The sequence below is a fragment of the Massilia forsythiae genome (assembly GCF_012849555.1).
GTDB classification, from domain to species: domain Bacteria; phylum Pseudomonadota; class Gammaproteobacteria; order Burkholderiales; family Burkholderiaceae_D; genus Telluria; species Telluria forsythiae.
Genome location: NZ_CP051685.1, coordinates 5,299,974 through 5,313,925, shown reverse-complemented (window position 1 = coordinate 5,313,925; position 13,952 = coordinate 5,299,974). Strand labels below are relative to the sequence as shown.

The following is a 13,952-nucleotide window of genomic DNA, read 5'->3' as shown; positions in this document are numbered from 1 at the left end:
GTCTGCATTCTCCCGACCTCGTCCAGCATGAACGACAGCGCCCCCGCATCCCCGTCTCCGCCGTCCGCCGCTTCGACCTTCCGCGACGGCGCCTACCGCAATGTCGACCCGATGCACAAGCCCGGCCTGGGCGAGATGGTGCGCATCTGGTGGACCTTCATGTTCGACAAGCCGGCCGGCACCGTGCCGCGCCAGGCGATCCCGGTGCATACCTTGACCACCGATGCATTGCTGGCCGCGCCCGACGCCACCCTGTACCGCCTCGGCCACTCCACCATGCTGATCAAGCTCGGCGGCGCCTTCTACCTGACCGATCCGGTGTTCTCGACACGGGCGTCCCCGGTCGGCTGGGCCGGTCCCGAGCGCTTCCACGCGCCGCCGATCGGCATCGACGCGCTGCCGCCGATCGCGGCGGTGATCCTCTCGCACGACCACTACGACCACCTCGACCGCGCCGCCGTGCTGGCGCTGGATGCGCGCACCGAGCACTTCGTGGCGCCGCTGGGCGTGGGCGAACGCCTGGTCAAGTGGGGCATCGCGCGCGCCAAGGTGCGCCAGCTCGACTGGTGGCAGGAGACCGACATCGATGGCGTGCGCCTGGCGGCCACCCCGGCGCGCCATTTTTCCGGGCGCGGCCTGGGCGACCGCGACGCCACACTGTGGGCGTCGTGGGTGATCATGCACGGCGACCTGCGCCTGTTCTTCAGCGGCGACAGCGGCTACTTCGGCGGGTTCCGGGACATCGGCGACAGGTACGGCCCGTTCGACCTGGCTATGGTGGAAAACGGCGCCTACAACAAGCAGTGGCCGGACGTGCACATGCAGCCGGAAGAGACGCTGCAGGCCTTCCTCGACCTGCGCGGCAAGTGCCTGATGCCGATCCACAACGGCACCTTCGACCTCAGCATGCACCGCTGGCAGGAACCGCTCGAGCGCATCGCCGCGCTGGCCGAACGGCACGGCGTGGCGCTGGCCACGCCCGCGATGGGCGAAGCGCTCGACCTGACGCGACCGCGCGCCGAGACGCGCTGGTGGCGCGGCCTGGAATAGCTTTCTAATCGCGGAACACCACGCTGCCGCTGCCGTTGCGGCTGACCTCGTGGCGCGCCGGATTGCCGTGGATGACCACGTCGCCGCTGCCGGTCAGGCGTACGTCGGCGTCCCGGCGCGCATACAGGGCGCTGTCGCCGGAGCCGACGTGGGTCAGGTGGACGGCATCGGCCTGCAGGTGGCGCGCATCGAAGTCGCCCGAGCTGTTCACGTGCGCCTGCAGTTCGCGGCTGCTGCCGACCAGGGTCAGGCGCCCGGAACCCATCATCGACGCCGCCACCCGTTCGCTGCTGCCGCCGGTGACGTCGAGGTCGCCGCTGCCCTGCAGCGAGGCGGTGATGTCGCGGTAGCGGCCATTGAAGCGCATGCCGCCCGAGCCGCCCAGGGCGAGTTCGATGCGTTCGCCGGCGAAGCCGCTGACGGTGTGGCTGCCGCTGCCGTTGACGCTCAGGCTGCGCAGCGCCGGCAGGGTCAGGATCACTTCGATCGGTTGGCGGTGGCGCAGCAGGATGCCGCGTGGGCCGATGTGCAGCACGCCGCCGTCGCTGGCGGTGTCGATGTTGGCCAGCAGGCGTTGCTCGCCGCGCACCTCGAGGCCGGGCGGGCCCTGGCGCAGGGTCAGGTTGAGCGGGCCGCTCAGGTCGACGCTGTCGATGCCGGCCGCCACCGGGCGGCGCTCGCTCGCCACCAGGCGGCTGCCGGGGCTGGCCGGGCCGCCGCTGCCCTGGGCGCGCAGCAGGGTGTACGAGGCGCCGATCAGCCCGAAGGCGATCAGCAGCAGGAAGAAACCGGTCTTCAGCAGGGCGCGCATGGTGTTCTCAACCCTTCAGCAGGGAACGGTTCATCTGGACGTAGCGCCGGCACCCGGCCAGCGTGTAGCGGCTGACCACCAGCGACACCAGGAACAATGCGATCCCGCCCAGCACCATGCCCAGCCCTACCAGGGTCTGGGTGGTGCGCGACTCGGCGTCCATGCCGGTGCTGATGCGCACGCTGCCGTCGGCCACCGCCTCGGCGCCGCGCAGCACGCGCGAGCGCTCGCTGCGCCGCTGCGGCGCGGCGTCGCCCGGCGCATCCTGGTCCGCTGCGTCCGCTTCGCCTTCCTGCGGCGCGCCGTCGTCCGGCGCTCGCGGGCGCGCGCCATCGCCGTCGCGCTCGCGGCGCACTTCGATGCCGCTGGGGCCGATCAGTACGCGCGTCTCGCGTTCCGGGCGGTTGTCCCGGGCGGCGGCCGGCAGCCGCGAGGGCCAGTCCAGCACCAGTTCGTTGACGCCGGCCAGCCCGCTGGCGGTGGTGGCGATGCCGGCCAGGTAAAAGGTCAGTGCGCACAGGTACAGCGAGAACAGCAGGGCGGCGTACACCAGCGCCGGCACGATCATGAACAGGTTGAAGATCGCCAGCCCGAGCGCCGACGCCGCCAGGCGCAGCGCGTTGACGGGCCGCGGCAGGGCGCCGGCACGCGCAGCGGCGCCGGCCGCCTGCGCGCTGCCGGCCGGCGCTTGCGCGGCGCTTGCGCGCCCTGCGTCATCGGTTGCGGCCAGCGTGGACAGGTGGGCGCTGGCGCGCAGCGTCATGGCGATCTTGCGCGGCTCGTCCAGCTCGTCGGCCACCTCCTGTTCGCTGCGTCCGGCGACCAGACCGTCGACGAAGCGCTGCTCGTAGTAGGCGAGCGTCCTGGCCTGCGTCGCCGGCGGCAGGCCGAGCATGGCGCGCTTGAGCGCATCGAGGTATGCCAGCTTGTCCATTGCCGCGCCGCGTCAGTGGTGCCCGACGAGGGGCAGCAGGCCCAGGGCCGGGTTGGGGCCGGCGGCGCCGACCAGGGCCGGGCTGGCCAGCAGCACGGTGGCGGCGGCCACCAGCGCCAGGATGGCGAGCGTGCGCAAGCCCAGTTGGAAATTCATGAGGAACGCTCCTGTGCGATCGGATGACGCGGTTGTCGACACTCGGAGCGTAGCGGCGTCCGGCCGCGCGCACCACGGCGGTGCGACGGCCTGCAGGATTCGCGGCGCAGGCTGCATCAGGCGGCGACGGACGCGCCGGCCGGCTGCGCCGGTTGCCGCCCGCTTGGCTGCCCCGCCAGGCGCGCCGCCTGCAGGCCGCTGCGCACCGCCGATTCGAGCGTGGCCGGATAGTCGCTGGCGGTGTAGTCGCCGGCCAGTACCAGGCCGGCGATGCCGGTGGCGTTGGCGGGGCGGTCGAGGGCGGGCGTGCAGGCGAAGGTGGCGCGCTTTTCGCTGATCACCTGGTGCCAGGCCGGCCGCGCCAGCGCCGCAACGCCGAAGGCGTGCGCCAGCTGGCGCGCCACCGCCTCGGCCAGCGCCGCGCGCGGCAGCCCGGCGGCGGCCGAGGCGCCGCTGATCACCACCGCCAGCAGACCGCCCTGGCCGGGGTCGAGCTGGCCGCGGTCGAACACGAACTGGCCCCAGGCGCCGCGCTCGGGCTCGTCGAGCAGGGCGCAGAAGGGCAGCGGCAGGCGCAGCGCCGGTTCGTACTGCAGGTAGACCGTGGAGATCGGTTCGTAGGCGAAGGCGTCGAGCCGGTCTGCCAGCGCTGCGGCGCCGGGCAGCGCGCGCAGCAGGCCGGCGGCCTGCCAGGGCGCGGTGGCCAGCACCACCGCGTCGTACGTGGCCGCCGTGGACGGTGCGGACGGTGCCGCCGCGCCAGCCTGCGCACCCGGCGCCACGCCGGCCGCCGGCAGCGGGCCGGACGGCGCGGCGCTTGCCGGCTGCGCACCGGCCGCCATGGCGCACGCCTGCACCCGCCAGAGCGCGCCGTCCTGCGCCAGCGCCTCGACACGGGCGCCGCACAGCACGCGGCCGCCGCGCGCTTCCACGTGGCGGCGAGCGGCTTGCGGGAACAGTTCGTCCAGCAGCAGGCGCGGCAGCAGCATGTCGGAAGCCGCGCGCCTGGCGCCCAGGCTGTCGCGCAGCACCGCCAGAAACACCTGGGCCGAGGCGTGCTCGGGCGCGGTGTTCAGCGCGGCCAGGCACAGCGGACGCCACATCAGGCGCACCAGGCGCGCGGTCTGGTCGAAGCGCTCCAGCAGTTCGGCCACGCTGCAATCGTCGTTCAGCTGCCAGCCCATCCAGCGCGCGCTGGTGGAAAAACGCGCCAGCGCCAGCTTGTCGGCGCGTTCCAGCCCCTTGGCGCGCAGCAGCGCGGCCAGCATGTGCAGCGGCGCCGGCAGGCGCGGCGCCACGAAGTCCATCCACGGCTGCTGCGGGTCGGCGGCGTGCCGGGCGCCGGCCGGCGGATAGCGCATCTGCAGCGGCAGGCGCAGCAGCGCCTGGCGCGCGTCGATGCCGACCCGGCGCAGCAGGCCCAGCGTGTCGGCGTAGGCGCCCAGCAGGATGTGCTGGCCGTTGTCGAGGCGGCGCCCGTGCGCATCGAGCGCGCGCGCGCGGCCGCCCAGCGTGCGCGCCGCCTCGTACACGGTGACGGCGGCGCCGGCGTCGGCCAGCGCCACGGCGGCGGCGCAGCCGGCCCAGCCGCCGCCGACCACCGCCACCCGCCGTGCGGGCACCTCGCTTGCCGCTGTCCTGCTAGTTGCGGACATAGGTCTTCCAGGCCAGCCACAATTTGCGCAGCGGCGTCAGCGAGATGCGCTGGGTCAGCACGTGGAAGCCGTCACGCTCGACCTCGTCGAGCACGGTGCGGTAGATCGCCGCCATCATCAGGCCGGGCCGCTGGGCGCGCCGGTCCTGCTTCGGCAGCAGCGCGAAGGCCTCGTCGTAGATGGCGCGCGCGCGGTCGGCCTGGAACTTCATCAGGGCTTCGAACTTGTCGCTGTGGCGCGCGTTCAGCAGGTCGGCCGCGGTCACGCCGAACTGCTGCAGTTCGTTCACCGGCAGGTAGATGCGGCCCTTGCGCGCATCCTCGCCGACGTCGCGGATGATGTTGGTCAGCTGGAACGCCAGGCCCAGCTTTTCCGCATACTGCAGCGTCTGCGGGGTGCTGACGCCGAAGATGCTGGCCGACAGGATGCCGACCACGCCGGCCACGTGCCAGCAGTACTTGCGCAGGCCCGCATAGTCGAGGTAGCGCGACTGGTCCAGGTCCATCTCCATGCCGTCGATGATCGCCTGCAGGTGTTCCTGCTTCAGGTCGTAGGCGCCCAGGTGCGGCTGCAATGCCAGCATCACCGGGTGCGTGGGCGTGCCGCCATACATCGCCGCCACCTCGTTGCGCCACCAGGCCAGCTTGATGCGCGCCACCGAACCGTCGCTGGTCTCGTCCACGGTATCGTCGACTTCCCGGCAGAACGCGTACAGCGCCGTGATCGCCCGGCGCCGCTCGGGCGGCAGGAACAGGAAGCTGTAGTAGAAGCTGGAGCCGCTTTGTACGGTCTTTTGTTGGCAGTATTCGTCGGGAGACATATGAAAAATGCAAGTTTGCGGAGCAAGTCCGCTATTCTATATCCGATGGAAGCGCAGATGAGGGCGCAAGGCGGTTTTTACAGCACGCTTGTTGCGCCCTCGAACGGCGCTGGTCGGATGCCGGCCTACATGCGCAGCGCGCGCCAGCCGACCGCCAGCCAGTCCATGCGTCCCAGCCTGGGCCGCCTGCGGAAGACGTCGTAGTCGGCGCGCTCGATCGCTTCCAGGATGCGCAGCCCGCCTTGCACCACCATGCGCAGCTCCCAGCCGATGCGCCCCGGCAGGCGCGTCGCCAGCGGCGCGCCCTCCAGCATCAGGGCGCGCGCCCGGTCGACCTCGAAGCCCATCAATGCGCGCCAGGCCGGGCCGGTGCGCGCTTGCCCGATATCCGCTTCCGCCACGCCGAAGCGCTGCAGGTCTTCCTGCGGCAGGTAGATGCGGCCCTTGCCGATGTCGATGCCGACGTCCTGCCAGAAGTTGATCAGTTGCAGGGCGCTGCATACCGCATCCGAACGGCGCAGGCTGGCCTCGTCGGCCACGCCGTACAGGGCCAGCATCAGGCGCCCGACCGGGTTGGCAGAACGGCGGCAATAGTCGAGCAGGGAAGCGTAGTCGGCATAGCGCGGCGTGACCACGTCCTGGCGGAACGCGCTCAGCAGGTCGCGCAGCGGCTGCAGCGGCAGGCGGTACTGCCCGATCACGGCGCCCAGGCGCGCGAACATCGGCGCATCCGGGCCGGCCGGCGGCGCCGCGCCGTGCCCGATGGCGTCGAGCGCGTCGTCGTACGCCTGCAACGCGGCCAGGCGCGCGGGCGGCGCGGCGTCGCCCTCGTCGGCCAGGTCGTCGGCGCTGCGCGCGAACGCATAGATCGCCTCGACCGCCGGCACCAGGCGGCGCGGCAGCAGGATCGATGCGACAGGAAAATTTTCGTAATGATCGACGGGCATGGGACAATTCGGCGCAAGGCCGGCAAGGACATTCATGACGCATTCGTCATTTCTGTCATTTACTGCAATGTATTTGCATGATTATAATTGCTGGGATAAAAATCAAGGAAGCCTCGAACCACTCCCCGGCAGCAGCATGATCGGCCGCTGCAGCAGGCAATGCGCAGCAGGTTCGCAGAAGTGCCCAACCGTCCCGGCAGGCGCCGTGACCATAGAGGAAGACACCGTGTCCGTTTTTCGTTTCATCCCGCCGTGCCTGCCGCAACGCGCAGGCGGCGCGCGCAGCCTGGCCTTGCGGTTGCGGGCGCCCGGCGCCTCCAGGGTCTTGTCCGCATTTGTACTTCCCGTGCTGTTCTCCTCGCTGCTGGCGGCCTGTTCCAAGCCGGCGCCGCCGGTGGCGGACGTGCGTCCGGTGCGCGCCGCCACGCTGGCCGCCGCCAACGGCGACGTCAGCGCCGTGTTCTCGGGCGACGTGCGTCCGCGTTATGAATCCGGACTGGGTTTTCGCGTCGGCGGGAAGATCAGCGCGCGCAAGGTCGACGTCGGCACCGTGGTCAAGCGCGGCCAGCTCCTCATGCAGCTCGATCCGCAAGACTTGCGCCTGGGCCAGGCGCAAGCGCAGGCCAACCTGCGCGCGGCGCAGACCACGCTCGACCTGGCGCGCGCCGAACTCAAGCGCTACCAGGACTTGCGCGCCCAGAATTTCGTCAGCCAGGCGGTGCTCGACCAGAAGGCGGCGGCGCTGCGTTCCGGCGAGGCCAGCGTCGAGGCGGCGCGCGCCGCGCTCGGCGAACAAGCCAACCAGGCGCGCTACGCCAACCTGGAAGCCGACGCCGACGGCGTGGTCACCGCCATCGACGCCGAGGTCGGCCAGGTGGTCCAGGCCGGCGCGCCGGTGCTACGGGTGGCGCGCACCGACGAAAAGGAAGTCGTGATCGGCGTGCCGGAAGATCAGGTATCCCATATACGCAAGGTCGACGACGTCAAGGTGCGCCTGTGGGCCGACCCCGGGCGCAGCATCCGCGGCAGCATCCGCGAGGTGGCGCCGATGGCCGATGCGGCCACCCGTACCTATGCGGTCAAGGTCAGCGTGCCGGCGCGCGACGACGTGCGCATGGGCATGACCGCCGCGGTGGAGCTGGTGCGCCGGGGCGGGGCCGGCGCCGCCGGCCAGGTGCGCGCCCCGCTGTCGGCGCTGTACCAGGACAAGGGCGCGACCTCGGTGTGGGTGATCGAGAACGACGCCGTCAAGCTGACGCCGGTGCGGGTCGGCGGCGTCGTCGACAACGACGTGCTGCTTGCGCAGGGCGTGCGTCCCGGCCAGGTGGTGGTGACGGCCGGCGTCAACCTGCTCAAGGAAGGCCAGAAGGTGCGCATCCTGCGCGCCGACGTGGCGCGCCGCGGCGATGCCGAGGCGGAAGCCAACGGCGGCGCGGGCACGGGCGATGGCGCCAAGGGTGCCGGCGCAGCCGCGCCGGCGGCCCCGCCGTCGGCCGCTGCCGGCACGCCGTCCGCCGCTCCACAGGCGGCGCCCGGCGCAAGCGGCAGTACGGCCACGGGCGGCAGTACGGCCAGCGGCAGCAGCGGCGCGGGCGCCACGGCGTCCGGCAGCGGCACGCCTGCCGCGGCGGCGCCGGCGATCGCCGCGCCCGCGCTGGGCGTGGCCGGCGTCGCGGCGGGCGGGCTGGTCGCCTCCAGCCTGGCGCCGGCCAAGCCGGCCGCCGCGCCGGCAAGCAATGCCGCGGCCAAGCCGGCATCGAAGCCGATCGACAGGCGCGCTGCCGGAAAGAGCGGCAAGACAAGCCCGAAAAAGGCCGACAAAAACCACCAGAAAAAGGCGGACAAGCGTAGCGGCGGCAAGAACGGCAAGAACGTCCATCCAAGCGCCAAGGCCGCCGCGCGCCATCCGGTGCACGCGGCCAAGGCCGCCGGAGCGGCCCGATGAAGGGCTTCAACCTGTCGCGCTGGGCGCTGCAACACATTCCGCTGACGCGTTACCTGATCGCCGCGCTGCTGGTGGCCGGCATCCTCAGCTACGGCAAGCTGGGCCAGGACGAGGACCCGCCGTTCACCTTCCGCGCCATGGTGATCAGCGCCTACTGGCCGGGCGCCACCGGCGTGCAGATGGCGCAGCAGGTCACCGACAAGCTGGAGCGCAAGCTGCAGGAAACGCCGTACGTGGACAAGATCCGCAGCTTTTCCAAGCCGGGCGAAACGACGATCATCCTGGAGCTGCGCGAATCGACGCCGCCCAAGGAAACCTCGGCGGTCTGGTACCAGGTGCGCAAGAAGATCGGCGACATCGCCGGCACCCTGCCGGCCGGCGTCAACGGCCCGTACTTCAACGACGAATTCGGCGATACCTACGGTTCCATCTTTGCCCTGTCCGGCGACGGCTTTACCTATGCCGAGATGCGCGACTATGCCGACTTCGTGCGCCAGCAATTGCTGAAAGTGCCGCTGGTGGCCAAGGTCGAGCAGTTCGGCGTGCAGGAAGAAAAGCTCAACATCCGCTTCTCGCAGCAGAAGTTCGCCCAGCTCGGCATCCCGTTCGACACCATCGTCGCCCAGATCGCCGGTCAGAACGGGGTCGAGACCTCGGGCCTGCTGGTCACGCCGGGCGAGAACCTGCAGGTGCGCGTGAGCGGCGCCATCAAGAATGCCAGGCAGCTGGAAGACCTGAGCCTGCGCGCCGGGAACATGAGCTTCCGCCTGGGCGACTTTGCCAGCGTCGAGCGCGCCTACCAGGACCCGCCGCACGACAAGATGCGCTTCAACGGCAAGGACGTGATCGGCCTGGGCGTGTCGATGGAAAAGGGCGGCAACATCGTCGAACTGGGCAAGGGCCTGGAAGCCTCGGTGGCGCGCGTGCGCGCCCAGCTGCCGGTCGGCATCGAGCTGGAGCGGGTATCGAACCAGCCGGCGGCGGTCACCGCCTCGGTCAACGAATTCATGCACACGCTGGTGGAGGCGGTGGTGATCGTGCTGGTGGTGTCCTTCCTGGCGCTCGGCCTGCACAACAAGCCCAAGCTGCGCATCGACGTGCGCCCCGGCCTGGTGGTGGCGCTGACGATTCCGCTGGTGCTGGCGATCACCTTCCTGTTCATGGAAATCTTCGAGATCTCGCTGCACAAGGTGTCGCTGGGCGCGCTGATCATCGCGCTCGGCCTGCTGGTGGACGATGCCATCATCGCCGTCGAGATGATGGTGCGGAAAATGGAAGAGGGCATGTCGCGCCTGGAAGCGGCCACCTATGCCTATACGTCGACCGCGTTTCCGATGCTGACCGGCACCCTGATCACGGCGGCCGGCTTCCTGCCGATCGGCCTGGCCAAGTCGGCCGCCGGCGAATATACCTTTTCGATGTTCTCGGTGAACGCCATCGCGCTGCTGGTGTCGTGGGTGGTGGCGGTGACCTTCACCCCCTACATCGGCTTCGTGCTGTTGCGCGTGCAGCCGCATGCCGACGGCGCTGCCCACGGCCACGAGGTGTTCGACACGCTCGCCTACCGGCGCTTCCGGCGCGCGGTGAACTGGTGCGTCGAGTGGCGCTTCACCACCATCGCGCTGTCGCTGGCGGTGTTCGGCCTGGGCGTGTTCGGCTTCAAGTTCATCGAAAAGCAGTTCTTCCCGGATTCGGCGCGCCTGGAGCTGATGGTGGAGACTTGGCTGCCGGAAGGCACCAGCTTCGCCGCCAACGAAGCGGTGGCGAAGAAGTTCGAGCGCTTCGTGCGCGCCCAGCCGGAACTGGATAGCGTCACCAGCTACGTCGGCACCGGCAGCCCGCGCTTCTACCTGCCGCTCGACCAGATCTTCCCGCAGTCGAACGTCTCGCAATTCGTGGTGCTGCCCAGGGACGCGGCGGCGCGCGAGCGCCTGCTGCACAAGATCGAACAAGTCTTCGCCACCGATTTCCCGGAAGTGCGCGGACGGGTCAAATTGCTGCCGAACGGGCCGCCGGTGCCGTATCCGGTGCAGTTCCAGGTGACCGGCCCGGACATCGCCACCGTGCGCGGCTTGGCCGACCAGGTCAAGGATATCCTGCGCGCCAATCCGAACGCGGTCGGCGTCAACGACAACTGGAACGAGGCGGTCAAGGTATTGCGCCTGGACCTCGACCAGGACAAGCTGCGCGCGCTCGGCTTGACGTCGCAGGCGGTGCGGCGCACGGTGGCGATGGTGCTGTCCGGCACGCCGGTCGGCCAGTTCCGGGAGAGCAACCGGCTGATCGACATCGTGGTGCGCCAGCCGCTCGAGGAACGCTCCAGCATGTCGGTGCTGGCCAATACCAATATCGCCACGCCGTCCGGCAAGCCGGTGCCGCTGAGCCAGGTGGCGCGCATCGAGTTCGTATGGGAGCCGGGCGTGGTCTGGCGCGAGGCGCGCGAGTGGGCGATCATGGTGCAGTCGGACGTGGTGGCCGGCATCCAGGGGCCGACGGTGTCCAGCCAGGTGAGCGAGCGCCTGGCGGCCCTGCGTGCCAGGCTGCCGGCCGGCTACAACATCAAGCTGGCCGGCGCCGCGGCCGACAGTTCCCAGGCCGAGGCCTCGATCGCCGCCAACGTGCCGCTGGTGCTGTTCATCGTGTTCACGCTGCTGATGCTGCAGCTGCACAGCTTTTCGCGCGCGCTGCTGGTATTCCTCACCGGGCCGCTCGGCGTGGCGGGCGCGGCGATGGCGCTGCTGGTCCTGCACCGGCCGTTCGGCTTCGTCGCCAACCTGGGCGTCATCGCGCTGTTCGGCATGATCATCCGTAACTCGGTGATCCTGGTCGACCAGATCGAGCACGAGATCGCGGCCGGCGTGCCGGCCTGGGATGCCATCGTCGAATCGGCGGTGCGGCGCTGCCGCCCGATCCTGTTGACCGCGGCGGCCGCGGCGCTGGCCATGATCCCGCTGTCGCGCTCGGTGTTCTGGGGGCCGATGGCGGTGGCGATCATGGGGGGCTTGCTGGTGGCGACGGCGCTGACGCTGCTGTTCCTGCCGGCCTTGTATGCGGCCTGGTTCCGGGTCAAGCGGCCGGCGGGCAAGGGCAGCGCGCGCAGGGTGGACGACGCGACCGTCGACGCGTGATTCGACGGACCATGCGCGTCGTCCACGCGTCGAAACGTAAATCGTTGATATTGTTTGAGAAAAATATTTTGCTATGGATTCATTGCGTGAATTGACGATCCACGCAGGGCGCACGAATCAAAAATCGCCCATTAGTGTCAGATAATCCAGTAAAATATCGGGTTGAAGTTGTAGCCCCTAAACGGAATAGTGCAGGGCGGCCGGTTTGGATGTCGGACGCCCTTTGTTTTTGCGGCAAGATGCAGCAATCCTGCGCGAGGATGGCGAAATTGGTAGACGCACCAGGTTTAGGTCCTGACGCCAGCAATGGTGTGGGGGTTCGAGTCCCCCTCCTCGCACCACGAATAATTATTTTTTTGGACGATTTTTACAATGGCAACTGCTGTCGAAAACCTGGGTAAACTCGAGCGCCGCTTGACGATCACCTTCCCGCTGAGCGACGTTCGTTCGGAAGTCGAAAAGCGCCTGAAGAAGCAGGCCAAGACCGCGCGCGCCCCGGGCTTCCGTCCGGGCAAGGTGCCAATCAAGATGGTCGCCGCCCAGTACGGCTACCAGATCGAATCCGACGTGCTGAACGACAAGGTTGGCCAGGCATTCAACGACGCCGCCAACGAAAACCAGCTGCGCGTCGCCGGCATGCCGAAAATCGAACCGAAACAGGAAGCGCCGGAAGGCATGCTGGCCTTCGACGCGACCTTCGAAGTCTATCCGGAAGTGTCGCTGCCGGAACTGGCCGACGTCGACGTCGAGACCGTCAAGACCGACGTCACCGACGCCGAGATCGACAAGACCCTGGACATCCTGCGCAAGCAGCGCGTGCACTTCCATGCCAAGGGCGAAGAAGGCGAGCACGGCACCGGCGGCGATGCCGTGGCCGCCAACGGCGACCGTGTGACCGTCGATTTCACCGGCGCCATCGACGGCGTCGAGTTCGACGGCGGCAAGGCCGACGACTATGCCTTCGTGCTGGGCGAAGGCCGCATGCTGCCGGAATTCGAAGCCGCCACCGTCGGCCTGAAGGTCGGCGAAAGCAAGACCTTCCCGCTGGCCTTCCCGGAGGATTACCACGGCAAGGACGTGGCCGGCAAGACCGCCGACTTCACCATCACCCTGAAGAAGCTGGAGTGGGCGCACCTGCCGGAAGTCGACGACGAGTTCGCCAAGTCGCTGGGCATCGAAGACGGCAGCATCGACAAGATGCGCGAAGACATCAAGACCAACCTGGAGCGTGAAGTCACCGCCCGCATCAAGGCCCGCAACAAGGAAGCCGTGATGGATGCGCTGGTCAAGCACACCGAGATGGACGTGCCGCAAGTCATGGTTGCCCAGGATTCCGAGCGCCTGGCCGAACAGACCCGCCAGGACATGGCCCAGCGCGGCATGGACGTCAAGAGCCTGCCGTTCCCGGCCGACCTGTTCGCCGCCAAGGCCGAGCGCCGCGTGCGCCTGGGCCTGATCCTGTCGCAACTGGTTGCCGACAACAACCTGCAAGCCACGCAAGAGCAGGTGAAGGCCCAGATCGAGGACTTCGCGCAGAGCTACGAAGATCCGAAGGAAGTGCTGAAGTACTACTACAGCGATCGCCGCCGCCTGAGCGAAGTCGAGGCTCTTGTATTGGAAGAAAACGTCGTTAACTATGTCCTCGGCAAGGCAAAGGCGACCAGCAAGGACATCGCCTTTGACGAACTGATGGGTAGCAACGCCGCACAAGGCTGAGCCGTCCCACAGGAGCCCCGGCCCGGTGCGGTGTGAGCTTCGCCGGGCCGGGGCGCATGTAAACTATTACAAGGATGATGACAGGTATGAACCATAATCCCGCATTGGATACCCAGGCCCTCGGCCTCGTGCCGATGGTGATCGAGCAGAGCGGTCGCGGCGAGCGCGCCTACGACATCTATTCGCGCCTGCTGAAGGAGCGCGTGATTTTCCTGGTCGGTCCTGTCAACGACCAGATGGCGAATCTGATCGTGGCCCAGATGCTGTTCCTGGAAAGCGAGAATCCGGACAAGGACATCTCGCTGTACATCAATTCGCCGGGCGGTTCGGTTTCGGCCGGCCTGGCGATCTTCGACACCATGAACTTCATCAAGCCGGACGTGTCGACTCTGTGCACCGGCATGGCGGCGTCGATGGGCGCCTTCCTGCTGGCCGCCGGCGCCAAGGGCAAGCGCTTCTCGCTGCCGAACTCGCGCGTGATGATCCACCAGCCGTCCGGCGGATCGCAGGGCATGGCTTCGGACATCGAGATCCAGGCCAAGGAAATCCTGTACCTGCGCGAGCGCCTGGCGCGCATCATGGCCGACAATACCGGCCAGACGATCGAGCAGATCCACAAGGATACCGACCGCGACCGCTTCCTGTCCGCCGAGGAATCGGTGGAATACGGCTTGATCGACCGGGTGCTGACGAACCGCGGCTGATCAGCCGGCGAGCTGCCGACGATTGTTGCTCAAATACGCCCGGTCGCAATAGCGGTTCGGGCGTTTTGCTTTCAAATCGGGTAGCA

At 68.8% G+C, this 13,952-nt stretch carries 11 protein-coding genes and 1 tRNA gene; 6 read left to right on the top strand and 6 right to left on the bottom strand.

Annotated elements, in window-relative coordinates; translation table 11 throughout:
- Nucleotides 1–27 precede the first annotated feature (27 nt).
- A complete protein-coding gene (locus tag HH212_RS22270; RefSeq protein ID WP_170204496.1) occupies nt 28–1,050 on the top strand; it encodes an MBL fold metallo-hydrolase in 1,023 nt (340 codons plus the stop codon).
- Between the two features lie 4 nt (nt 1,051–1,054).
- On the opposite strand, the gene HH212_RS22265 is transcribed toward HH212_RS22270, so the two are convergent.
- The 6 genes from HH212_RS22265 to hpnC all read right to left on the bottom strand — a co-directional run bounded on the left by HH212_RS22265 (nt 1,055) and on the right by hpnC (nt 6,373).
- Nucleotides 1,055–1,861: a head GIN domain-containing protein gene (locus tag HH212_RS22265; protein WP_170204495.1), complete on the bottom strand. Its 807-nt coding sequence runs from the start codon at nt 1,859–1,861 to the stop codon at nt 1,055–1,057.
- 7 nt (nt 1,862–1,868) lie between these two features.
- Nucleotides 1,869–2,795, bottom strand: a complete 927-nt coding sequence (locus HH212_RS22260) for a DUF1700 domain-containing protein (RefSeq protein WP_170204494.1) — start codon at nt 2,793–2,795, stop codon at nt 1,869–1,871.
- Nucleotides 2,796–2,807: 12 nt separating this feature from the next.
- A complete protein-coding gene (locus HH212_RS22255; RefSeq protein WP_170204493.1) occupies nt 2,808–2,951 on the bottom strand; it encodes a hypothetical protein in 144 nt (47 codons plus the stop codon).
- 116 nt (nt 2,952–3,067) lie between these two features.
- On the bottom strand, nt 3,068–4,606 hold the full coding sequence (gene hpnE, locus HH212_RS22250) for a hydroxysqualene dehydroxylase HpnE (protein ID WP_170204492.1): 1,539 nt from the start codon (nt 4,604–4,606) through the stop codon (nt 3,068–3,070).
- Nucleotides 4,593–5,426, bottom strand: coding sequence for a presqualene diphosphate synthase HpnD (hpnD, locus tag HH212_RS22245; protein WP_170204491.1), 834 nt, complete (start codon nt 5,424–5,426; stop codon nt 4,593–4,595). The genes hpnE and hpnD overlap by 14 nt, the downstream gene beginning before the upstream one ends.
- A 125-nt stretch (nt 5,427–5,551) precedes the next feature.
- Nucleotides 5,552–6,373 carry a squalene synthase HpnC gene (gene hpnC, locus HH212_RS22240; RefSeq protein WP_170204490.1) on the bottom strand — a complete coding sequence of 274 codons (822 nt, stop codon included), beginning with the start codon at nt 6,371–6,373 and terminating at the stop codon, nt 5,552–5,554.
- Nucleotides 6,374–6,599: 226 nt separating this feature from the next.
- On the opposite strand from hpnC, the gene HH212_RS22235 reads away from it, so the two are divergent.
- The 5 genes from HH212_RS22235 to clpP all read left to right on the top strand — a co-directional run bounded on the left by HH212_RS22235 (nt 6,600) and on the right by clpP (nt 13,866).
- Entirely contained in the window at nt 6,600–8,318 is a 1,719-nt protein-coding gene (locus HH212_RS22235) for an efflux RND transporter periplasmic adaptor subunit (protein ID WP_229217409.1), read from the top strand.
- Nucleotides 8,315–11,446 (top strand): efflux RND transporter permease subunit, encoded by a 3,132-nt coding sequence (locus HH212_RS22230; protein WP_170204489.1) that lies wholly within the window; start codon nt 8,315–8,317, stop codon nt 11,444–11,446. Before HH212_RS22235 ends, HH212_RS22230 begins: the two co-directional genes overlap by 4 nt.
- Before the next feature lie 254 nt (nt 11,447–11,700).
- Nucleotides 11,701–11,787, top strand: a tRNA-Leu gene (locus HH212_RS22225).
- A 31-nt stretch (nt 11,788–11,818) separates the two neighbouring features.
- On the top strand, nt 11,819–13,162 hold the full coding sequence (gene tig, locus HH212_RS22220) for a trigger factor (RefSeq protein ID WP_170204488.1): 1,344 nt from the start codon (nt 11,819–11,821) through the stop codon (nt 13,160–13,162).
- A gap of 86 nt (nt 13,163–13,248) precedes the next feature.
- On the top strand, nt 13,249–13,866 hold the full coding sequence (gene clpP, locus HH212_RS22215) for an ATP-dependent Clp endopeptidase proteolytic subunit ClpP (RefSeq protein ID WP_211172392.1): 618 nt from the start codon (nt 13,249–13,251) through the stop codon (nt 13,864–13,866).
- The last annotated feature ends 86 nt before the right edge of the window (nt 13,867–13,952 follow it).